Origin of the sequence: Nonomuraea sp. NPDC050202, from assembly GCF_040656115.1 — a bacterium.
Classification (GTDB): domain Bacteria; phylum Actinomycetota; class Actinomycetes; order Streptosporangiales; family Streptosporangiaceae; genus Nonomuraea.
This window is the reverse complement of the sequence record NZ_JBFALF010000003.1, coordinates 27,650-49,217: the sequence shown is the minus strand read 5'-3', so window position 1 is coordinate 49,217 and position 21,568 is coordinate 27,650. Positions and strand designations below refer to the sequence as shown.

The 21,568-nt window shown below is 71.9% G+C and carries 17 protein-coding genes; 6 read left to right on the top strand and 11 right to left on the bottom strand.

Annotated elements, in window-relative coordinates:
- Positions 1–33 precede the first annotated feature (33 nt).
- The 4 genes from AB0I79_RS10250 to AB0I79_RS10235 form a co-directional block, all read right to left on the bottom strand.
- Positions 34–246, bottom strand: coding sequence for a DUF6203 family protein (locus tag AB0I79_RS10250; protein WP_357869811.1), 213 nt, complete (start codon positions 244–246; stop codon positions 34–36).
- Positions 247–302: 56 nt separating this feature from the next.
- Complete coding sequence (locus AB0I79_RS10245) at positions 303–2,231, bottom strand: PASTA domain-containing protein (RefSeq protein WP_357869809.1); 1,929 nt, start codon at positions 2,229–2,231, stop codon at positions 303–305.
- A 199-nt stretch (positions 2,232–2,430) separates the two neighbouring features.
- A complete protein-coding gene (locus AB0I79_RS10240) occupies positions 2,431–3,900 on the bottom strand; it encodes a serine/threonine-protein kinase (protein ID WP_357869807.1) in 1,470 nt (489 codons plus the stop codon).
- Positions 3,901–4,002: 102 nt separating this feature from the next.
- The gene (locus AB0I79_RS10235; protein ID WP_357869804.1) at positions 4,003–4,812 is read right to left on the bottom strand and encodes an LLM class F420-dependent oxidoreductase; all 810 of its coding nucleotides are present in this window, start codon (positions 4,810–4,812) and stop codon (positions 4,003–4,005) included.
- Between the two features lie 89 nt (positions 4,813–4,901).
- Between AB0I79_RS10235 and AB0I79_RS10230 the strand changes: the two genes are divergently transcribed.
- Positions 4,902–6,149, top strand: coding sequence for an LLM class flavin-dependent oxidoreductase (locus AB0I79_RS10230; protein WP_357869801.1), 1,248 nt, complete (start codon positions 4,902–4,904; stop codon positions 6,147–6,149).
- On the top strand, positions 6,146–7,018 hold the full coding sequence (locus AB0I79_RS10225) for a TIGR03619 family F420-dependent LLM class oxidoreductase (protein ID WP_357869798.1): 873 nt from the start codon (positions 6,146–6,148) through the stop codon (positions 7,016–7,018). The genes AB0I79_RS10230 and AB0I79_RS10225 overlap by 4 nt, the downstream gene beginning before the upstream one ends.
- Before the next feature lie 179 nt (positions 7,019–7,197).
- Here AB0I79_RS10225 and AB0I79_RS10220 read toward each other — a convergent pair whose 3' ends face one another.
- Positions 7,198–8,163 carry a winged helix-turn-helix domain-containing protein gene (locus AB0I79_RS10220; protein WP_357869795.1) on the bottom strand — a complete coding sequence of 322 codons (966 nt, stop codon included), beginning with the start codon at positions 8,161–8,163 and terminating at the stop codon, positions 7,198–7,200.
- Between the two features lie 114 nt (positions 8,164–8,277).
- Between AB0I79_RS10220 and AB0I79_RS10215 the strand changes: the two genes are divergently transcribed.
- From AB0I79_RS10215 to AB0I79_RS10205, 3 genes are all read left to right on the top strand, one after another.
- Positions 8,278–9,090, top strand: a complete 813-nt coding sequence (locus AB0I79_RS10215) for a HipA family kinase (RefSeq protein WP_357869792.1) — start codon at positions 8,278–8,280, stop codon at positions 9,088–9,090.
- Complete coding sequence (locus tag AB0I79_RS10210; protein WP_357869789.1) at positions 9,087–9,464, top strand: DUF3037 domain-containing protein; 378 nt, start codon at positions 9,087–9,089, stop codon at positions 9,462–9,464. Before AB0I79_RS10215 ends, AB0I79_RS10210 begins: the two co-directional genes overlap by 4 nt.
- 116 nt (positions 9,465–9,580) lie before the next feature.
- On the top strand, positions 9,581–11,263 hold the full coding sequence (locus tag AB0I79_RS10205; protein ID WP_357869786.1) for a SpoIIE family protein phosphatase: 1,683 nt from the start codon (positions 9,581–9,583) through the stop codon (positions 11,261–11,263).
- Between the two features lie 89 nt (positions 11,264–11,352).
- Here AB0I79_RS10205 and AB0I79_RS10200 read toward each other — a convergent pair whose 3' ends face one another.
- The 3 genes from AB0I79_RS10200 to AB0I79_RS10190 all read right to left on the bottom strand — a co-directional run bounded on the left by AB0I79_RS10200 (position 11,353) and on the right by AB0I79_RS10190 (position 14,671).
- Positions 11,353–12,174 carry an NmrA family NAD(P)-binding protein gene (locus AB0I79_RS10200; RefSeq protein WP_357869783.1) on the bottom strand — a complete coding sequence of 274 codons (822 nt, stop codon included), beginning with the start codon at positions 12,172–12,174 and terminating at the stop codon, positions 11,353–11,355.
- 10 nt (positions 12,175–12,184) lie between these two features.
- Positions 12,185–13,027: a GNAT family N-acetyltransferase gene (locus AB0I79_RS10195; protein ID WP_357871608.1), complete on the bottom strand. Its 843-nt coding sequence runs from the start codon at positions 13,025–13,027 to the stop codon at positions 12,185–12,187.
- Between the two features lie 72 nt (positions 13,028–13,099).
- Positions 13,100–14,671: an alpha/beta hydrolase gene (locus AB0I79_RS10190; RefSeq protein ID WP_357869780.1), complete on the bottom strand. Its 1,572-nt coding sequence runs from the start codon at positions 14,669–14,671 to the stop codon at positions 13,100–13,102.
- Between the two features lie 343 nt (positions 14,672–15,014).
- Here AB0I79_RS10190 and AB0I79_RS10185 point away from each other — a divergent pair, with 343 nt between their 5' ends.
- Positions 15,015–17,183 carry a fibronectin type III domain-containing protein gene (locus tag AB0I79_RS10185; RefSeq protein WP_357869777.1) on the top strand — a complete coding sequence of 723 codons (2,169 nt, stop codon included), beginning with the start codon at positions 15,015–15,017 and terminating at the stop codon, positions 17,181–17,183.
- Between the two features lie 50 nt (positions 17,184–17,233).
- On the opposite strand, the gene AB0I79_RS10180 is transcribed toward AB0I79_RS10185, so the two are convergent.
- From AB0I79_RS10180 to dxr, 3 genes are all read right to left on the bottom strand, one after another.
- Positions 17,234–18,802: an integrase gene (locus tag AB0I79_RS10180; RefSeq protein WP_357869775.1), complete on the bottom strand. Its 1,569-nt coding sequence runs from the start codon at positions 18,800–18,802 to the stop codon at positions 17,234–17,236.
- Positions 18,803–19,154: 352 nt separating this feature from the next.
- Positions 19,155–20,321, bottom strand: a complete 1,167-nt coding sequence (gene ispG, locus AB0I79_RS10175) for a flavodoxin-dependent (E)-4-hydroxy-3-methylbut-2-enyl-diphosphate synthase (RefSeq protein ID WP_357869773.1) — start codon at positions 20,319–20,321, stop codon at positions 19,155–19,157.
- Between the two features lie 39 nt (positions 20,322–20,360).
- Complete coding sequence (dxr, locus tag AB0I79_RS10170) at positions 20,361–21,551, bottom strand: 1-deoxy-D-xylulose-5-phosphate reductoisomerase (RefSeq protein ID WP_357869770.1); 1,191 nt, start codon at positions 21,549–21,551, stop codon at positions 20,361–20,363.
- Positions 21,552–21,568 lie beyond the last annotated feature (17 nt).

Genomic DNA, 21,568 nt, shown 5'->3' with positions numbered 1-21,568 from the left:
GATCATAGGCGGCGCCGGGATGACCGTCCCTGCCTACCTCCGCGAAGCGGTCCTCGACCGGCCCGGGCCACGGGCGGGCGAGGCGGTGCGGGAGCGGCGGCCTGCGCGTTCTGTCTCGTGCTCGGCCTCGTAGGCGTGGCGGCGTCTCCTGCGGCGGGCCAGGAACCAGCCGAGGACCAGGGCGGCCATGCCGAGCGGTGTTCCGGCCATGCGGCGGGCCAGCAGCAGCTTGAACAGCTTTCTCATACGCTCGCCACTGCCCGGGGCGGACCGGCGCACGCCTGCCCCGGGCAACGGGGATGTCAGTCGCCGGCGATGGGGCCGGTGGGGGTCTGGGCCGGCGGGGACTCGCCGGGGTCGGGCCCCGACTGCGGGGCGACGCCGGCCGTGATGGTGATCTGCGCGGCGGCTCCCGCGCAGGTCCCTGGTGAGAGGCTCTGGGCGAGGACGGTGCCGGCGCGGGACTCGTCCTCCACCATCTGCTCCTTCACCTGGACGGCCAGGCCGGCGGCGACGAGCTCGGCGCGGGCGTCCTCGCGCGCCCGCCCGACGACCGAGGGGACGCGGGTGCCGTTGCGGGCCACGGTGAGCGCCACCGGGGCGCCGCCCTGGACGCGGCTGCCCGCCTCGGGCCGGGTGGCGAGCACCTGGCCGTCCGGCTGCTCGGAGCAGGAGCGGGTGACGGCGCCCGGGCTGAGGCCGGCGCTGGTGAGGGCCGCCTGGGCGGCCTTGCGCTGCATGCCGGTCAGCTCCGGCACCGGCAGGCCCGCCGACACCTGGAGTGACACCTTGGTGCCCTGGTTCACGACCGTGCCGGGGGCCGGTCTGGCGGTCAGGACCTGGCCGATCCTCTGGGGCGCGTCGCGCTCGGTGACGGCGCCCGTGGTGAGGCCGGCGCGTTTGAGGGCCTTGGTGGCGGCCGCCTTGTCCAGGCCGATCAGGGAGGGGATGGCCACCGTCGCCGGGCGGGCCACCGCCGGCGGGTCGGTGGCGGACGCCTGGGGGCCCCGGGATCGTCGCTCGGGTCCGGTGTTCCGCGTCGCGGGTGGCTGGGTCGGCGGGGCCGAGGTGGGCGGCAGGGAGGTCAGCGGGCCGCCGCCTGCTTGCGGGGCCGGGGTGTCGGCGTCGTTCCCGGTCATCGTGGGGATGATCACGACGAGCAGCACGGCGGCGGTCGCCAGCAGGGCCGCGCAGACCGCGATGGCCGCTCTCGGCCAGCCCCGGCCTCGGGCCAGGTCCTCCTCCACCGTCGGCCCGGTGCCGAGGCGGGGGGCCGTGCCGCCGTACGGCTCCGGAGCGGCCGGTAAGTGGTCTCCGGCGGGCCGCGGGACGGAGGCGGCCGGGGGGAGGCGGTAGGCGCCGCCTGCCGCTCCGGTCGCTTCCGGCTCGGCCATCGGGGACCACGTGCCCGGTGGCTCGTCGCCGGATCGGTGCGTCTCGGGCGAGCGCTGCTCCGGGATCAGGGGCGGCGGCGCTCGCAGGATGTGCGGCGGGGGCGAGCGGAGCACCTCAGGCGGCACGCCCTCGGCCGACTCCCCCAGCAGCTCGAACAGCAACTCCCTGCTGCCGGGCCGGTTGCGGGCGTCCTTGTCCAGGCAGGCCGCCACCAGCGTGCGCAGCCGCCCGTCCAGCCGTCCCAGCTCGGGCGGGGCGGTGAGGATGCGGTGCAGCACCGGCGCCACCGAGTCCTGGCCGAACGGGGCCGTGGCGTTGGCGGCGAAGCACATCGTCGCGCCCCACGAGAAGACGTCGGCCGCGCCCGTGACCGCCGAGGCGGTGATCTGCTCGGGAGCCATGTACGCGGGCGTGCCCACCCCGCGCCCGCTCACCGTGGCCGCCGCGTCGAGGGCCTTGGCCAGGCCGAAGTCGATCACGCGGGGGCCGTCGGAGCCGAGCAGCACGTTCTGCGGCTTGAAGTCCCGGTGGACGATGCCCGCCCGGTGGATGGCCGCGAGCGCCGTCGCCGTGCTCACCGCCAGGCGCTCCAGCGCGCCGCCCTGCCGGGGGCCCGTGAGCGCGACCTCGCGGGCCAGCGAAGGGCCGTCCACGTACTCGCTCACGATGTACGGTCGCCCCTCGTCGAACCCGGCGTCGATCACCTGGGCCGTGCAGAACCTCGCCACGTGCTTGGCCAGCTCCACCTCCCGCAGGAACGCCGCCCGCTCGTCCCCCACGGGCCCGTGCAGGAGCTTGACCGCGTACGTCTCCCCGCCCCTCGAACCGAGGAACACAGCGCCCTGTCCACCTTCACCCAGGCGCCCGGATAGGACGTACTCCCCGAGTCGCTGTGGGTCCCCCGTTCTGAGCGGCTGCGCCGTTGGCACGGGCGCCTCCCCTCGCCGCCACCCTTTCTGCTCTCTACTGAAGGCAACGGGCCGCGAACAGTCAACGGTGCTCAGGCCAATCGCCGCCTGAACGTGACACAGCCGGTCAGGATGTACGCGCGACCTTGCCCGAATACGTCACTTCGTCCTCACCCTGCCGTGTGACCTTGATATCCATCTGGTTCACGTCCGAGGTGGGGAACATCCGCAGCGTCCCCGGATAGCACTCCTCGCCCTGAACCTGGTCGAGGGTGAACACCATGCCGCCGCCCGCCCGGCCGAGGCGGCCCGCGCAGTGCAGTTCGGCGCCCCAGCGCATCGCCCCGCCGGTGTCGCCGGTCAGGTGCAGCTCGACGGCGAAGACCCGGCCGGCGGCGAAGTGCTCGGCCGAGCCCGTCCACGTCCCCTCCAGGCCCTGCGCCGCCGTCCCGCGTACCCAGAGCAGGAACCCGGCCACGGCCATCGCCACCCCCGCCGCCACCACGGCCACCTGCCGGCGGCGGACCCGCCGCCGCGCCACGCCGTCCTCGGACGCGGCGGCCCGCTCGCGGGCCTTGGCCTCGGCGCGCGCCGCCATCAGCGGCGCGGTGATCGCGGGGAAGCTCGTCGTCGGATCGGGATCGGTGATCACGCCGGGCGCGGCCTCGGCCGCCCCCAGCCCCACCACAGCACTCAGCGAGCCCGTGCCGGACGGCCTGCGGGCGGGGCCGTCCGTCCTGCGGACCGCCTCGCCGACGGCCGCCATCGCCCCCGTGGACAGCACGTCGCCCTCGACCACGTCCTGCCCGAGCAGCAGCCGCAGCACCTCCTCGGCGTCCGGCCGCTCCCCCGGATCGGGAGCCAGGCAGGCCTCCACGATCTCCCGCAGCCGCCCGCTCAGCGACCCGAGATCGGGCTTGCCGTACAGAACGCGGGCCAGCACCTCCTGATGGGTGTCGGCCGTGTACGCGGGCCGCCCCGTAGCCGTGTAGGCGACGGTCAGCCCCCAGGCCCACATGTCGGCGGGCGGCCCGGCGGGCTCCCCCTTCATCCGCTCGGGAGCCATGTAGGCAGGCGTCCCCATGGGCAGGTGGGTCGTGGTGGTGGCGGTGTCCATCAGCCGCGACACGCCGAAGTCGATGACCCGGGGCCCGTCGATGCCGAGGAGCACGTTGCCCGGCTTGAAGTCCCGATGCACCACCCCGGCCCGGTGGATCGCCCCCAGGGCGGTGGCGGTGCCGATGGCCAGCCGTTCGAGGGAGCCGCCCTGCCTGGGCCCCTCCTCGACCACGAGCTCGCGCAGCGAGGGCCCGTCGACGTACTCGCTGACCAGGTACGGCCGGTCCCCGTCGAGGTCGGCGTCGAGGAGCTGGGCCGTGCAGAACGCCGCCACCTTCCTGACCGCCTCGACCTCGCCCAGGAACCGCCGTCTGGCGCCCGGATCACCGGAAAGGCTGGCATGCAGCAGTTTGACCGCGACAGGCGGCCCCTGCGGGGATTCGCCCAGGTAGACGACGCCTTGGCCGCCCTGACCGAGCCTGCGTGTCAGCCGGTACGCCCCCAACTGTTGTGGGTCATCGGCACGTAGCTCGGACATATCCTCCCATTATGCCGCCCGACCGGGGATGCGAGCGGCCCTCCTGCTCAGCAGCCATGGAAGACCTTCCCCGAATCGGCGGCCTCGCTCGCCTCTCACCTGTCAGAGCAGTGCCGCGTACTCGTCCAGCAGGGGCAGCACCACGTCCGCGGGCCCGCTCGGCAGGGTGGCCACCACCTGGGTGATCCCGAGCGAGGCGTAGTAGTCCAGCTTGTCCCGGGTGGGCCGGGTGCCGAAGGGGATCACCTCGCAGGCCTGCGGCCGGCCCGCCTTCTCGCAGGCCTCCCGCAGCGCCGGCAGCGCCGCCTTGATGCCGTGCCCGCCGATCGGCATCCAGCCGTCGGCGTACTCGGCCACCTGCGCGAACAGCTTCGGCCCCGGGGCCCCGCCCAGGTAGACGGGCGGCATCCGGAGGGGCTTGGGCCACGACCACGACGGCTCGACCCCCTCCACGGCGGCCACCTCGTCACGCCACAGCGCCTGCATGGCCAGCACGTTCCGCCTGGCGACCTCGCGGCGCCGCCCGTACGGGACACCGTGGTTCTCGATCTCCTCCACGTTCCACCCGAACCCGACCCCGACGACCAGCCGCCCGCCGGAGAGGTGGTCCAGGGACGCCAGGGCCTTGGCGGTGACGATGGGGTCGCGCTGGGCGGCGAGCAGGATGCCGGTCCCGACCCGCAGAGTGCCGGTCACCGCCGCCGCGTAGGAGAGGGCGACCAGGGGGTCGAGCGTGCGCTTGTACTCCTCGGGCAGCTCACCGCCGCCGGGGTAGGGGGTGCGCCGGGAGACGGGGATGTGGGTGTGCTCGGGCACGTACAGCGAGTCGAAGCCGCGCTCCTCGGCCGCCCTGGCCAGCTCGTGGACCGGCATGGCCAGATCTGTCGCGAACATCGTGACGCCGAGCCTCATATGACACTCCCCACAGCGAACCAAGCGATTGCTCGGTTAAGATTTCCAGAGTACCTTGCAGAAGACCATCCCGCGGAAAGAGGTCCACGGTGAAGTTTTCTATCTTCCTGAATCCCCAAATTCCAGGCTCTGGTTACGCCGCCGAGGAGAACGCCAGGGCCAAGCGCCCGATCGGGCGGGACACGGAGTCGTACCAGAGGCTGCTGCACGAGGTACGGGAGATAGCCGTCCACGCCGACCAGATCGGGTTCGACGCGCTGATGATGACCGAGCACCACTTCCACTCGGAAGGCATGGAGTTCTCGGTCAACCCGCTGATGTTCCTCACCGACCTGGCCGCCAGGACCGAGCGCATCCTGCTCGCGCCGCTCGGCCTCGTGCTGCCCGCGTGGGACCCGATCAGAGCCGCCGAGGACGTGGCCCTGCTCGACCAGTTCTGCAAGGGACGGCTGCGCCTGGGCGTGGCGCGGGGTTACCAGAACCGCTGGATGAACGTCCTGGGCCAGCGCTGGCACGCCGCCGCCGCCCGCTCCGACGGCTCGGCGTCCGACACGCGCAACTTCGACGTCTTCGGCGAGGTGCTGAAGATCATGAAGATGGCGTGGACGCAGGAGACGCTGCGCTACAAGTCGGACGTGCTCGACTACCAGGTGCCCTATCCGTACGACGGCATCGAGGGCTGGCCGGCACAGGAGTGGACCCGCACGTTCGGCGCCCCTGACGAGATGGACGAGAACGGCACCATCAGGGCCGTCTCCGTCTGCCCCAGGCCGTACCAGAACCCGCACCCCGAGCTGTGGCAGCCGTTCACGATCTCCGACCGGTCGGTCATCAGGGCCGCCCAGGAGGACATCCTGCCGTGGATGTTCACCCCCAACCCGGACGACCACGCCCAGAAGGCGAAGCTGTACCAGGAGGAGTCCGCCAAGCAGGGCCGCCACTACAAGCTGGGCGAGCACACCGGAATCCTGAAGATCGTCGGCATCGCCGACACCACCGACGAGGCCATCAACACCTTCGGCCGCAGCATCCCCAAGGACTTCGCCGCCTTCTTCGGCCCGTTCGGCTACCTGGAGGTGCTGCGCAAGAAGGAGGACGAGAAGCACAAGCCGATCTCCCCCGAGAAGGGCGACGCCAAGCGCATGAACGACGTCGAGATGGCCCTGTTCGGCACCCCCGACGACGTCAAGCGCGGCATCCAGCGCATGCTCGACCGCATGCCCGACCTGGAGTGGTTCGGCCTCTACATGCAGGGCCAGCAGGGCGTGCTGCCGCTCGACACGGTCAAGCGCAACCTCGAACTGTTCGCCACCAAGGTCGCACCGGAGTTCCGATGAGATTCTGGCTGGGGGCCTCGTTCGTCGACACCGGCCAGTTCGTGGAGCTGGCGCGGGCGGCCGAGCGGTGCGGGTTCGACACGCTCACGCTCTCCGACCACCTCTTCTACGCCGACTTCGCCTCGCCGTACCCGTACTCGAAGTCGGGCAGGCCCCGCTGGGACGCCGGCACGCACTGGCCGGACGTCTGGGTGACGATCGGCGCCATGGCCGCCGTCACCACCACCCTGCGCTTCTCCCCGAACGTGTACATCGCCCCGGCCCGCGACCTGTTCACCGTGGCCAAGCAGGTCTCCACGGCGGCGGTGCTGTCACACGACCGGGTGACGTTCGGGGTCGGGGTGGGCTGGTGCAAGGAGGAGTTCGTCGGCACCGGGCAGGACTTCCACACGCGTGGCCGCCGCCTGGACGGGATGCTGCCCGTCCTGCGCTCGTTGTGGGCGGGCGAGACGGTCACGCTCGACGGCCTGCCGCCGCTGTCGATCTCCCCCACCCCCGCCCGGCAGATCCCGATCTTCGTGGGCGGTGACAGCGAGGCGGCCCTGCGCCGCGCGGCCAGGCTGGGCGACGGCTGGATCGGCAACCGCATCTACACCGAGGAGCAGTTCGACGACGTCCTGGAAGCCCTGCGCCGCCATCTCGACGCCAACGGCAGATCCCTGGACGGCTTCGAGGTCATCGCCCCGCTCGCGGTGCTCCCCGACGCGGACACGTACCGGCGCTTCGAGGCCAAGGGCGTGACGGGCACGATGGCCGCCCCGTGGTGGCTGGCCACCCCCGAGGAGAAGTCGAGGTACGGCGAGGGCAGCCTCGACCTCAAGCTCGCCACCATGGAGCGCTTCGCCGAGGAGGTCATCGGGAAGATGTGAGCCCGATCACCGAAGGCCCGCCCCGGTAGGGCCCGCGCCCGGCCGGCCGCGATCAACCGTCCGCCCGCTCAGCCTTCCATACGTGAACGTATGGAAGGCTCCGCAGCGAGGGGTCCAGTATCGCGGCCCGGCCCTGAGCGCGGCCACCCTATGCACCTGGGCGCAAAGGGTGGACACGCCTACCGGCCCGCCGACAGCAGGTTCCGCCCCAGCGGGGTCATCACGTGCAGCACGGCCGTGCCGTGGCGATGCGTCTCGATCAGGCCGGCGTCGCGCAGCACCCGCGTGTGGCGGCTGACGGAGGCGGGCGAGGTCGCGGCCCGCTCGGCCAGTTGCGTGGTCGTCGCGCCGCCGTCGATGGCGGCCAGCACCGTGGCGCGGGTCGCGCCGAGCAGCGCGATCAGCGACTCCGTGCGGTTCGCCTCCCAGTGGGAGTGACAGTCGATCGGGTACACCAGCGTCGGCGGCAGGCCGGGGTCCGCCAGGGCGACGGGGACGCGCCTGCAGAAGTACGACGGGATCAGCAGCAGCCCGCGACCGCCGAGGTGCATGTCACGGTCGATGTCGTAGTCGACCTCGAGCAGCGGCGGCCGCCAGCGCATGAGCGGCGCCAGCCCGCGCAGCAGGCCGTCGGCGCCGCCTTCGGCCAGGTCGTCCCGCCGGCGTGACGCCTCGGCCGCGATGGCGGCGCCGATCGTGACGCGGTGGGGCTCGATGGCGATGGCGTGGTACGCCCGGAGCGTGGCCGCCAGGTTCATCAGCGTCGCCGTCTCCCCCTCGGCCAGCCGCCGGCCCCAGCCGGGCAGGGGCGACGTACGGGCCATCGTCTCCATCTCGCGGCGCAGCCGCGTGCGCGGGGTGCCGAGTATCGCCTGCAGGCCGGCGTCGAGCCCCTGCAGCCCTTCGACGGGCGTGATGAAGTCGGGGAAGTAGGGGCCGAACGGCGTCAGCGCCGCCACCACGCGCTCGTAGCGGTGCAGCAGGTGCCCCTCGCGCCGCATCCTCTCCAGCCAGGGGCGCAGGGTCGCCGGTGGAGCGGGGTCGGCGAGCCGATGCCTGCTGAACACCATCTCCCAGAAAGGATCGGCGGTCTCCGCCAGACGGGTGCGGCGTAAGTCGTCGCCGGTGAAGTGAATCCTGAGCATCGACCCCTCGATCCCCTCATCGGGGGCCCACTCTACGGTGGCGCACCACCATCCGACAGCCGTGCCCTCTTCGCCCCGATCAGGGCAGGCTGCCGGGGACGATAGCCTCGTTGCGTGCTGGAAAAGATCGCAGCGACCCGTTACGTCACCCCGCTGCGGGAGGGCGGGTCGCTGCCCGGCGTCGTCGAGGCCGACGACCTGGGCACGTACGTCGTGAAGTTCCGCGAGGCCGGCCAGGGCAGGCGCGTGCTGGTCGCCGAGATCGTCTGCGCCGAGCTGGGCCGCCGCCTCGGGTTCAGGACCCCGGAACTGAAGCTCATCGACCTCGACCCCCAGCTCGGCATCCGCGAGCCCGACGAGGAGGTGCAGGACCTGCTCAAGGCCAGCACCGGGCTCAACCTGGCGGTCGACTTCCTGCCGGGCGCGCTCGGCTTCGAGCCGCTGGCGTGGGCGGCGGATCCGCTGTTCGCGGCGCGGGTGGTGTGGTTCGACGGGCTCGTCCACAACATCGACAGGAGCTGGCGCAACCCGAACCTGCTGATCTGGCATCGCGACACCTGGCTGATCGATCACGGGGCCGCGCTCTGGTTCCACCACAACTGGCGCACCGCCGACCCCCAGCGGCCGTTCGACGCGGGCGACCACGTGCTCGCCCCGTACGCGGGCGACGTCGAGGCGGCGGGCACAGAGCTGGCCGGGAAGATCACGCGGGAGCTGCTGGAGAGCGTGACGGCGCTGGTGCCGGACGAGTGGCTGGACGGCGAGCCGGGCTTCGGCTCTCCAGGCGAGGTCCGCGAGGCCTACGTCGAGCATCTTCTCCAGCGGGCGCACGGGCCGCGCGAGTGGCTGAGGTTCCAGCAGCCCAAGGGCCAGAAGGCGGGCCCGGGGTCGGTCGGCGAGTTCTGGCGGGGAGGCGGCGCCCGGTGAGCAGGGACGTCTACGAGTACGCGGTGATCCGCGTGATGCCCAAGGTCGAGCGGGGCGAGCTGATCAACGCGGGCGTGCTGCTCTACTGCCAGCCCCGCGACTACCTGTGCGCCCGCGTCGAGCTGGACCCCGGCCGGTTGCGCGCCCTGGATCCGCAGGCCGACGTCGACGGGGTCAGCCGGGCGCTGGCCGCGTACGAGCTGGCCTGCGGGCCGGACTGCGGGCCGCTGGCGGGAGAGTCGCTCGGCGGCCGGTTCCGCTGGCTGACGGCGCCGCGCAGCACGATCGTGCAGGCGGGCCCGGTGCACGCCGGTCTGACCGCCGACCCCGGCACCGAGCTGGCTCGGCTCTTCGACAAGCTCGTCCGCCTCTAGGCCCACCGCTTCCGGCGCCGAGCCGGCCGGGCATTTCGCGAAGCTCGTCCACCTTCAGGCCCTTGACCAGCGGCGACGCTGGGTAGGAAGTGCGGAGAGGGGAAGGAGGGCCGGCCGTGGAGGACACCGGGCAGTCTGCCGTGCCACGCGCCTTCCAGCTCGAGGATCTCGCCCACGCGGGCACGTACGTGGTGGACGACCGCGGGCGGATCGTCGAGGTCAACCCGCAGGCGGAGCGGCTGCTGCGGCGCAGCGCGCCCGAGCTGCTGGGCCGCGACGCCCACGACCTGCTGCACCGGGGCGAGCGCGGCGAGCCGCTGCCGCGCAGCCGGTGCGTGATGAGGCAGCCCCTGCTCACCAGCGACTCCGCCCACGGCGAGGACGTGTGGCTGGAGCGGGGCGACGGCTCGCTCGTGCAGATCGCCTGGGTGGTCACCCCGTGCCGGGTCGGCGAGGCCGGGACGGGCGCCCTGGTGCTCTTCCACGAGATCGGCTCGGCCGGGCTCGGCGAGCGGCAGCGGGCGCGTCCCGCCCCGTCGATGTCGGAGCTCGACCGGCTGGCCCTGCTCGCGGAGACGACCACGACGCTCACCGCGAGCCTGGACGTGGGCGAGACGCTGCGCCAGCTCGTCCGCCTGGTGGTGCCGCTGCTGGCCGACTGGGCGGTGGTGGACCTGCTGACCGAGGAGGGCGAGGTGTCCCGCGCCGCCGTCGTGCACCACGAGAACGGCGTCCTGGCGCACCGCCCCGATCTGGAGCGGCCGATGCCGCCGCTGCCGCGCGAGTCCGCGATGCCGCTGGCACGGGCGCTGCGCGGCGTCACCGCGGCGCTGGTGGGCCCGGAGGACTACGAGGGGCCGCTCGATTCGCGGCTGGCGGCCGTCCAGCGGGAGCTGTTCGAGGCGACCGGCATCCGGTCGGCGTGCACCGCGCCGATCCGCGGCGTCCGCGACGTGGTCGGCGCGATGACCCTGGGGCGTTCGGAACAACCTCAGCCGTACAGCACCGACGACCTCCTGCTCGTCGAGGACATCGCCCGCCGGGCGGGGCTGGCGCTGGACAACGCCCGCCTGTACGAGCGGCAGCGCCGGGTCGCCGAGACCATGCAGCGCCACCTGCTTCCCCGGCTGCCGTCGGTGCCCGGCCTGGAGATGGGCGCGTGTTACGTGCCCGCGCCGCGCGCCTCGCAGGTCGGCGGCGACTGGTACGACGCGTTCGTGCTGTCCGACGGCGCCGCCGGGCTGGTGATCGGCGACGTGGTGGGCCACGACCTCGACGCCGCGTCCGGCATGGCGCAGGTCTGCAACATGCTGCGGGCCTACGCCGGTGAGCTGGAGGAGCCGCCCAGCGTGATCGTGGACCGGCTCGACCAGGCTGTGGCCCGCATGGCCGAGGCCACGATGGCCACCGTGGTCTTCGCCAGGGCCGAGCGCGCCGACGGTGCCTGGCAGTTTCGCTGGACCAACGCGGGGCACCCGCCGCCGCTGCTGGTCGAGGGCGACGGGCGCACCCGTTTCCTGGAGGAGGCGAGCGGCCTGCTGCTGGGCACCGGCTTCGCGCCGGTCCGCGAGGACGCCGTCATCGAGCTGCCGCCCCGCTCCACCGTGCTGCTCTACACCGACGGGCTGATCGAGTCGCCCAGCCGATCCCTGGACGAGGGTCTCGACCGGCTGCGGCAGCAGGCCGCGGCGCTGACCGGCCACCAACTCAGCGCCTACTGCGACCGGCTGCTCACCCGCGTCCGCCCCGCCGACAACGACGACGACGTCGCCCTGCTGACCCTGCGCATCCCCGGTTAGCGGAACTGCTCACCCGCCGTGTCTCCTGTCAACGGAACCGCTCACCCCGCACGCCCCCGATCAGCGGAGCTGCTCACCCGTGCCCTCGGTCAGCGGAACGCGTCGGCGTTGGCCGCCGCCCACTGCTCGAACGTGCGTGGCGGGCGGCCCGTGACCTGCTCGACCGTGGGCAGCACCGCCGACTCGTCCAGCTCGCCCCGCGCGAAGAAGCCGTAGAACGCCTCCGCGTACGCCTCCGGCATCCCGCCATCCAGCATCTCGGCCCTGGCCTCGGCGTCGGTCAGCCCCTCGAACCGCAGCCGCCTGCCCAGCGCCGCCCCGAGGACGGCCACCCGGTCGGCGGGCCGCAGCGCCCGCGGCCCCGTCAGCCCGTAGACCTGCCCGTCGTGCCCCTTCTCGAGCAGGGACGCGGCGGCCACGGCGGCGATGTCGAGAGGATCGACGGTCGCGACGGCGACGCCGGGCCAGGAGTCGCGTACGACGTCTCCTGACCTGAGCTGCCCGGCCCAGCGGAGCGTGTTCGACATGAACGTCCGCGGCCGCAGCACCGTCCACGGCACCCCCGACGCCCGCACCAGCGCCTCGGACTCCACGTGGTACTTCGAAACGGGATTGCCCAGGTCGGCGGCCTCCGCCGCGCTCGCCGACAGCAGCACCACGTGCTGGACCCCGGCCCGCGCCACGGCGGCCAGCGTCTCGTCCATCCGGTCGTACCCGGCCATCAGGAACACCCCGCGCACCCCGTCCAGGGCGCCGGCCACCGACTCGGGATCGTTCAGATCGCCCATGGCGAGCTCGGCGGGCAGCTCGACCTGGCGCCGCACCAGCGCCCGCACCGGCTCGCCCGCCTCCGCCAGCGTACGCACCAGCGCGCCGCCCGCGTTCCCCGTTGCACCCGTGACAAGGATCATGCCCGGGATGCTAGAACAATACGGACATGAAGGTGTCGATCTCCCGGAAGCCCACCTTCCGGTAGACCGCCCTGGCGGGGTGGTTGTAGTCGTTGACGTACAGCGAGACGACGGGCGCGAAGCAGCTCATCGCCGCCTCCACCACGGCGGCCATCCCCGCCACCGCGTACCCCCTGCCCCGCAGCTCGGGGGCCACCCAGACGCCCTGGATCTGGCAGGCGTGCGGCGTGACGGCCCCCACCTCGGCCTTGAACACGACCCGGCCGTCGTCGATCCGCGCGTACGAGCGCCCGATCCTGATCAGCTCGGCCACCCGCGTCCGGTAGAGGGCGCCGCCGTCACCGAGGTTCGGCGAGACGCCGACCTCCTCGGTGAACATCGCCACGCACGCCGGCAGCAGGACGTCGAACTCGTCGGGCCGCACCCGCCGCACCAGCGGGTCGGCCGACACGGGCGGCTTGCTGGAGGTCGCCATGACGGGCTGGGCCCAGCGGATCGCCCGCGCCCGCCCCCAGTACGGCTCCAGCCGCTCCCACAGCAGCGAGACGGCGTCGACCGGCCCCACGATGGACGAGCAGCGCCGCCCCTGCTTGCGCGCGCGGTCGGCGAAGGCGTGCACGGCCTCCGGGCCGGCGTTGACCGGCACCATGTTGGCGCCGGCGTAACAGAGTGACACAAGGCCACCGCGCGGCCCGAACCCCCACATCTGCCCGCCGAGCCGCGCCGGGTTGAGTCCGACGGCCCGCACCCGAGAGGACACGAAGACGTTGGCGACCGGATCGGAGTCCAGCAGGGCGAGAACCTCGTCCCGGTCGTTGTCGTCGAGCACGCGCGACGCCGATGTACGCAGCATCACATGGTCAGACTACGCGAAGGGTTACCGAATGCGGCATCCGGCGCTGCCCACGGTAACCCTTTCTTGACGTCAGCCGATGGGCAGCCTTTCGAGCACGCCCAGGAGCCCCAGCAAACCCGGAGGCTGCGGGCTGTTCGACGTCATGTGCGCGGCCGGGCGCGGCTCGGGCGTGGCGGCGCAGGTCGCGTCGCGGCGCGGCAGGGTGCCGTCCCGCAGGTACGCGGCCAGGTGCCCGTCCAGGCACTTGTTGCCCGACAGCGACACCCCGTGGTTGCCGCCGTGCTCCAGCACCATGCGGGAGCGGGGGAACAGCTTGGCCATCTGCAGGGCGCCCTGGTACGGGGTCGCCGCGTCGTAGCGGGACTGCAGCATGAGGAACGGCGGCAGCTTCGGCGAGGAGCGCACGTCCACCGGCTTGCCGCCCCGCACCGGCCAGAACGCGCAGGGGGCGTTGAACCAGGCGTTCGGCCAGGTCAGGAACGGCGCCTCGCGGTGCATCGCCCTCATGTCGGCCCGCCACTTGTCCCACTGGCGCGGCCAGCGGGCGTCGCGGCACTGGACGCTGAGGTAGATGGCGTAGCCGTTCTCGTCGGCCGCGTCGTTCTTGCCGTGCTTGGCGTAGATGTCGGTGAGGCCCTTGACGTCGCCCTGCCGGACGTAGTCGGACCAGGCCTGGGCGAACTGGGGCCAGACCTTGTCGCTGTAGCCGGCCACGGTGAAGGTGTCGTCGAGCTCGCTCGGCCCCACGATGCCTCCGGCCGGCTTCGCGCGCAGCCGGTCGCGCATCGCGTAGTAGGCGAAGGAGGTCTGCTTGAGCGTGGCGCCCAGCTTGTAGGCGTCGTGGTGCTTGGCGACCCAGGCCAGGAACTGGCGGTGCCGGCGTTCGAAGGCGCGGTCCTGCTTGAGGTTGGAGTCGTACCAGACGCCCGTGGGGTCGACGCTGCTGTCCATGACCATGCGCTTGACGCGGCTGGGGAAGAGGGTGGCGTAGACGGCGCCGAGGTAGGTGCCGTAGGAGTAGCCGAGGTAGCTGATCTTGTCCTCGCCGAGGGCGGCGCGGATGGTGTCCATGTCCCTGGCGGAGTTCTCGGTGGTGAGGTGCGGCAGCAGCCAGGCCCAGCGCTGGCCGCAGCGGGAGGCGTACTCGGCGGCCCTGGCGAGCAGCACCTTCTCCTCCGCCTTGCCGTGCGGCACCGCGTCCGGCCGCGGGGCCCTGTAGTACGTGGCGGGGTCCACGCAGTGCACGGCCGGCTCGCTGGCGCCGACGCCGCGCGGGTCGAACCCGACGACGTCGTACCGCCCGGCCACGTCGGCGGGCAAGGACGTGGCGACGTACTCGGTCAGGTCACGCCCCGACGACCCCGGTCCTCCGGGGTTGACCAGCAGCGTGCCCAGGTGGCCGGCGTCCCTGGAGACCTTGGCCTTGATCCGGTTGAGCGCGACCTTGATCGACTGCCCCATGGGATGGCGGTAGTCGAGCGGTACGCGTACGGTGGCGCATTCGAGGGCGGCCGAGGCCGTCTTCCCCGCCACCTTGGGACAGGCTTCCCACACCACAGGCGCCTTCCTGCCGGCCACCGCCGCCCCGTCCGCGCTCACGACCCCCGCGACGAGCACCACCAGCCCGGTGGCAACCCCCATTACCCGCTTCACTCGGCCCCCTTCCATGTCATAGGCCTTGCGATGCTCCCGCGAGCGACGGGCCGATGACTCTGGGTATGGGGAAATGCTTGCCGTTCTGTGATCTCGCCGTGGCAGTGCGTGACGACGCTCCGGCCGGAAAGTTTCGGGAAAGTGCACCCATCGGACCTCCAGCACTCTCCTTTCAGCTATTTTCCGATACTTTCGACAGCCTCACCGCCATAGACGCAGCACAGGACCACGAATATTCAGCCGCTTCCGAAATATTTCGGGAAGTCGTTGACATATTTCGACGAGCTTCCCAGACTGATCGCCAGCACCCCCACTCGGAAGGGAGAGCCCTGTGATCATCGGCTTGGCCCGCTCCAGCCTCGTCGCGCTGGCGGTGGCGACGACGCTCTCGATCACCGGAGCGATGACGGTTGCATCCACCGAGGCCGCCGCGGCGGCCGGAGTCGAGGACGAGGGCGCCGACTGCGCCGTGCCCGGCCTGCCCGACGCGGGCTCGTTACCCACCGTCTCCAGGCTCCCCGACCCCTTCACCAAGCTGAACGGCACCCGCATCGCCACCAGGGCCGACTGGCGATGCAGGCGGCAGGAGATCAAGAAGCTGGCGGAGAAGTTCGTCTACGGCGAGAAGCCGCCCAAGCCGTCCAGCGTCACGGGGACCGTCTCCAGGACCGGCATCAGCGTGAACGTCTCGCACAACGGCAGGAGCTCCAGCTTCTCGGCCAGCGTGGACCTGCCGAGCGGCACAGGGCCCTTCCCCGCCGTGGTCGTCCTGGGCGGGCTCGGCGCCGACACCGCCACGATCAAGGCGGCCGGCGCCGCCGTCATCAACTACGACCCCCTCGCGGTCGGCCGTGAGGGCACGCCGCGCAACAACAAGCAGGGCGCCTTCTACAGCGTCTACGGCGCCTCCAGCGGCACGGGCATCCTGGCCGCCTGGGCGTGGGGCGTGAGCCGGATCATCGACGTCATCGAGCAGTCGGGCGGCAGCATCCTGCGGGCGGACGCGACCGGCGTCACGGGCTGCTCCCGGTACGGCAAGGGCGCCTTCGTGGCCGGCGCCTTCGACCAGCGCATCGCGCTGACCATGCCCGTCGAGTCGGGCAGCGGCGGGGTGGCCGCGTTCCGCTCGATCCCCGGCGAGAGCGGCGCCCAGCCGCTGAGCAGCACCTACTCCGAGCAGCCATGGCTCGGCGACGCGTTCAGCTCCTTCACGGGCAGCCCGGGCAGGCTGCCGGTGGACACGCACTCGGTGGTGGGCATGATCGCGCCGCGTGGCCTGTTCATCATGGACAACCCGCACATCGACTGGCTCGCCGCCAGGTCCGCGAGCGTCGGGGCCCTGGGCGGCGCGGAGGTCTACAAGGCGCTCGGCGCCGGCGGCAACATCACGTACTGGTCGGCCGTCCAGGACGGCACCCACTGCGCCACCAGATCGGAATGGCGCGCCCCGCTCCAGCAGAACATCCAGCGATTCCTCCTGAACACCGGCAGCTACACCGGCTCCATGCGGATCGCCTCCAACAAGAGCGGCAACCTGGCCGAGTGGCGCGACTGGACGACCCCCACCCTCACCGACGGCGGCGGCGACACCACCGCCCCCAGCACCCCCGGCACCCCGGCCGCCTCCGGCATCACGGCCACCGGCGCCACCCTCACCTGGGCCGCCTCCACCGACCAGGGCGGCTCCGGCCTGGCCGGCTACGACGTCCACCACGAACAGGGCACCACCGACCCGCGGCTCGGCCAGACCACCACCAACTCGATCACCCTCACGGGGCTGACCGCGAACACCCAGTACCAGGTCTACGTACGGGCCCGCGACGGCGCGGGCAACCTGTCGGCGAACTCGCCGCCCGTCACCTTCACCACGACCGCCACCGGCGGCGACACCTCACCGCCCACGGCCCCGGCCGGCCTGGCCGCCTCGGCGACCACCTCCACAGGCACGACACTCACCTGGACGGCCTCCACGGACGACAACGGCGTCACGGGCTACGACATCCTGCGCGCCCCCGGCGCGACGGGCGGCACCTTCACCCAGGCCGGCACCTCGGCCACCCCCTCGTACACCGACACGGGCCTGACCCCGAACACCACCTACCGCTACCAGGTCCGGGCGCGCGACGCCGCGGGCAACGCCTCACCGGTCTCCAACACCGTCCAGATCACCACCCAGCCCGGCACGTCCACCGGCACCTGCACGGCCACCGGCACCGTACAGACGCAGTGGCCGACCGGCTACGTCATCCAGCCCCTCACGATCACCAACACCGGCACCTCGACCATCACGTCCTGGACGGTCACCTTCACCCTCCCCGCCGGCCACACCCTCTCCGGCTCCTGGAACGGCACCGTCACGACCAGCGGCCAGACCGTCACCATCAGGAACGCCGCCCACAACGGCACGATCGCCGCGGGCGCCGGCAACAGCAGCGCCGGCTTCCAGGTGACCCGGCCGAACGGCGACACCTCCGTCCCGTCCGGCTACACCTGCACCTGACAGCCATCACCTCCGGCCCGCCCATCCCCTTCCGGCATGGGCGGGCCCGCCTACTCGATCAGGTCGCAGAGCCCCGGCCCGAGCTCGTCGCCGACCATGCGCAGCGCGAGCTCGGCGCGGGAGGCGAGGACCAGAGGCGGCACCCCGGCCACCAGGTCGGCATGTGCGAGCCGGTCGAGCGCGGCTCCCACCAGCGGCGGGGTGACGCGCAAGGTCGCCTGGAGCGCCACCCCGCCGGTCGACCCGCCGTGCAGGATGATGTTGCGGCTGCGGTAGAGCCTGCGCAGCGAGATCTCGACATAGCGCCGCACCCGTCCGAGCACCTGCGCCCGGTCGGCCAGCAACGCACGCATGCGGGCAACTGCCGCGACATCGTTCGCCCTACGCCAGGAACGTTCGAGTGGCAGGGAGTGCCCGAGTTCCAGCTCGGCGGCGATCAATCGGGCACGTTCGCGGTTGGAGGCGCAACGGTCCAGCCGTTCAGCGAGGTCTCCCGTACCGGTCCGGCGGATGCGATGCGACAGCGCAGTCAGCTCGGCCCGTGGCCAGGAGCAGGCGACGAGCGCGGCGGCACGGGTCGCGGCAACCACGCGTTCACGTTCGTCAGGATCCCTGGCCTCGGTCAGCAAGGACTCCAGGGCGCTCCACCCTCCGGCGATCGCCGGAGCGAGCGGGCCATGATTCAGCGCTGAGGCGATCTCCAGCGCCTCATCGACGGCGCTTCGCCGTCGATCGCTCAGGTGCTGCGGATCGGCTCCCACCACGTAGAGTTGCCGTTCCGCGGCGAGGGAGAGAACCCGAGCGCCTCTGGCGGGCATCCGCAGCGGCATTGCGCTGCTGTGGTTGAGCACGACAGCCCGGTCGAACGGCGTGACCGCGCCAGCCCCGGCGAAGCGGGCGCGCGCCTGCAGGCGTTCGACGACATCCGTCACGATCTCCAGGGCCCGTTCGGCGTCTCTCGCCTCCACCTCGTAGGAAAGTGCACCGACGACACAGCCGCTCAGTTTCACACCGGCAGCGGCCATGAGCTCCTCGGCCTCCCGCGCTCCCACCCAATGGCTGAGGCCGACCGCCAGCTCTTCCCAGCCATGCAGATCAGCAAAGGGAACGACCACCTTCCAGCAGGTCGGTGGCACGGTGAGCAAGCCGGCCATCTCTTCGATCAGATCGGTGGCGGACAGACCGAGGCGACCGTCGCGGAGCCAGCGGTTGAGGCCGTCCATGCTGTATCCGATGTCGAGCAGATGAGCGGCAACCGCCCTGGCGACCTTCTCCGCCGGCGGCGGCCCGACGCCGGCCACGCACCCGGCCCACCGCTCGAGGTACCCGGGACGGCCGATGTCGATCAGGTGACGCAGCTTCCTGCGCCCCTCGCTGGCGATCGTGAGAGTGGTGCGCAGGCACCCTTGCAGCTCACGCCGGAACGTTGCGGAGCCGAGCGCCGGGTCCTCGCCGAACAGCCGCTCACCTTCATGCCGTTGCCAGTCGACGGACGCCTGGGAGAGCACGCGCCGATCCACCCATGTGCCTGCTTCGTACAGCTCCTCGAGAGCTAAGAAGCTGCTCACGTCCCAGAGACGGCGCGGCCAAGGCGTTCTGGCACTGCTGAAGTCCAGCATGCGTGTCACGACATGCCGGGAGTATGCGGAGGACGGGTCGCGTCCGGGGGAAGTGTTGTGCATCCTGCTGCCTCGGGCCGAGAGACGACATCGTCACGCAACGTGTCGAAGTAACGACTGTGAGCATAAGGAAGCGCCGTGACCTGTGTTGGGGGTATGCTGAAATCAGCCGCACAAGAAGGCACGCGAACTTGTCCGGGGCTACGGCCCCCCAGAGGGCGCGACCGATCAGGTCGCGCCCTCTGTTTTTCCCCTGGGCAGAGCTGACCGCCCGGCGTGCGCACCGGCCTCGGAGCGCGGTAGGACACCGGGTGTGGGCTCACGTACAGGCCCACACCCGCACAAACCAACCTCAGCCGACCGTGACCGTCGGGCCGGTGGTCTCGTCGTCGAGGTCGACCTCGACGCCCATCTCCTCGGCCAGCCGCAGCGCCTCTTCGATCAGCGTCTCGACGATCTGGGACTCGGGGACGGTCTTGATGACCTCGCCCTTGACGAAGATCTGCCCCTTGCCGTTCCCGGAGGCCACCCCGAGGTCTGCCTCGCGGGCCTCGCCGGGGCCGTTGACGACGCAGCCCATGACGGCCACCCGCAGCGGCACCTTCATGCCCTCCAGGCCCGCCTGGACCTGGTCGGCCAGGGTGTACACGTCGACCTGGGCCCGACCGCACGACGGGCAGGAGACGATCTCCAGGCCGCGCTCGCGCAGGCCGAGCGACTCCAGGATCTGGGCGCCGACCTTGACCTCCTCCACCGGAGGGGCCGACAGGGAGACGCGGATGGTGTCGCCGATGCCCTCCGCGAGCAGGGCGCCGAAGGCGACGGCGGATTTGATCGTGCCCTGGAAGGCCGGGCCGGCCTCCGTGACGCCGAGGTGGAGCGGGTAGTCGCACTGGGCGGCGAGCTGGCGGTAGGCGTTGATCATCACGACCGGGTCGTTGTGCTTGACCGAGATCTTGATGTCGCGGAAGCCGTGCTCCTCGAACAGGGAGCATTCCCACAGCGCCGACTCCACCAGCGCCTCGGGGGTGGCCTTGCCGTACTTCTCCAGCAGGCGCTTGTCGAGGGAGCCGGCGTTGACGCCGATGCGGATCGGGATGCCAGCGTCGGCCGCCGCACGGGCGATCTCGCCGACCTTATCGTCGAACTTCTTGATGTTTCCGGGGTTGACCCGGACAGCCGCGCAGCCCGCGTCGATCGCGGCGAAGACGTACTTCGGCTGGAAGTGGATGTCGGCGATCACCGGGATCTGCGACTTCTTGGCGATGATGGGCAGCGCGTCGGCGTCGTCCTGGGACGGCACGGCGACCCGGACGATCTGGCAGCCGGACGCGGTGAGCTCGGCGATCTGCTGCAAGGTGGCGTTGACGTCGGCGGTCACCGTCGTCGTCATCGACTGCACCGACACGGGGGCGTCGCCGCCCACAGGCACGCTGCCGACCATGATCTGGCGGGAGTGGCGCCGTTCGGCGAGCGGCTTGGGGCGCACCGTCGGGATGCCGAGAGCTACAGGAGACATTTCAACCCTTACTGTGACGACGCTATCCAGTCTAGGTAGCTAGCGGGACTGCCCGGCTGTGAGTTCGGCCGCACGGGCACGGGCCCAGGCATCGGCTGCCAGCACCTCTTCAACGGTGTCGGCGGGGGTGACCTGGTGCTCCTCGACGACCTTGGCCACGGTGTCGACGATGGACAGGAACGGCAGCCCCCGCTGGAGGAAGGCGTCGAGGCACACCTCGTTGGCGGCGTTGTAGACGGCGGGCGCGGTGCCGCCCTCCCCGCCCACGTGCCTGGCCAGCGCGACCGCGGGGAACGCCAGGTCGTCGAGCGGCTCGAACGTCCAGGTGTGCGCCTTGGTCCAGTCGATGGGCCGGGCGGCGCCGGGGACGCGCCCGGGGTGACCGAGCGCCAGGGCGATCGGCAACCGCATGTCGGGCGGGCTGGCCTGGGCGATGGTGGAGCCGTCGACGTACTCGACCATGCTGTGGATGATGGACTGGGGATGCACCACGACTTCGATGCGGTCGAAGCCGAGGTCGTAGAGAAGGTGCGCCTCGATCACCTCGAGACCCTTGTTGACTAGGTTCGCGGAGTTGATGGTGATGTAGGGGCCCATGGACCAGGTGGGGTGAGCCAGGGCCATCTCGGGCGTGACGCCGGCCATCTCCTCGCGCCTCATGCCCCTGAACGGCCCGCCGCTCGCGGTGATCACGAGCTGCTTGACGCACGAGGGGTCGTAGCCCTCGGGCCCGGCGGCCCACAGGCACTGCAGCACCGCCGAGTGCTCGGAGTCGACCGGGAGGATCTGCCCCGGCCGGGCCAGCCGCTTGACCAGCGGCCCGCCGATGATCAGCGACTCCTTGTTGGCCAGCGCAAGCGCCCTGCCCGCCTCCAGCGCGACGAGCGTGGAGGTCAGGCCGAGCGCGCCGGTGATGCCGTTGAGCACCACGTCGCACTGCCACCCCGCCACCTCGGCGACGCCCTCGGGGCCGCCCAGCACGGTGGGCTTGGCACCGTGCGCGGCCAGCGCCTCCTTCAGCGCCGGCACGGCCGACGCGTCGGCCACCGCCACCGCTTCGGCCGCGAACTCCGCCGCCTGCCTGGCCAGCAACTCGACCCTGCCGCCCCCCGCCGCCAGCGCGGTGACCTTGAAGCCGCCGGGGTTGGCGGCGATGACGTCGAGGGCCTGGGTGCCGATCGAGCCGGTGGAGCCGAGCACGACGACGGAGCGGAGGGTCTCTTCATGCACGTGTCCATTGTCCCCGC

Bases quoted from the DNA above. Each gene is read 5' to 3' on its own strand.
- AB0I79_RS10195 (WP_357871608.1), bottom strand. From the start codon at position 13,027: ATGCTGCGTACATCGGCGTCGCGCGTGCTCGACGACAACGACCGGGAC.
- AB0I79_RS10180 (WP_357869775.1), bottom strand. From the start codon at position 18,802: ATGCTGGACTTCAGCAGTGCCAGAACGCCTTGGCCGCGCCGTCTCTGG.
- AB0I79_RS10200 (WP_357869783.1), bottom strand. From the start codon at position 12,174: ATGATCCTTGTCACGGGTGCAACGGGGAACGCGGGCGGCGCGCTGGTG.
- AB0I79_RS10250 (WP_357869811.1), bottom strand. From the start codon at position 246: ATGAGAAAGCTGTTCAAGCTGCTGCTGGCCCGCCGCATGGCCGGAACA.
- AB0I79_RS10190 (WP_357869780.1), bottom strand. From the start codon at position 14,671: ATGGGGGTTGCCACCGGGCTGGTGGTGCTCGTCGCGGGGGTCGTGAGC.
- AB0I79_RS10225 (WP_357869798.1), top strand. From the start codon at position 6,146: ATGAGATTCTGGCTGGGGGCCTCGTTCGTCGACACCGGCCAGTTCGTG.
- AB0I79_RS10235 (WP_357869804.1), bottom strand. From the start codon at position 4,812: ATGAGGCTCGGCGTCACGATGTTCGCGACAGATCTGGCCATGCCGGTC.
- AB0I79_RS10240 (WP_357869807.1), bottom strand. From the start codon at position 3,900: ATGTCCGAGCTACGTGCCGATGACCCACAACAGTTGGGGGCGTACCGG.
- AB0I79_RS10220 (WP_357869795.1), bottom strand. From the start codon at position 8,163: ATGCTCAGGATTCACTTCACCGGCGACGACTTACGCCGCACCCGTCTG.
- ispG (WP_357869773.1), bottom strand. From the start codon at position 20,321: ATGTCTCCTGTAGCTCTCGGCATCCCGACGGTGCGCCCCAAGCCGCTC.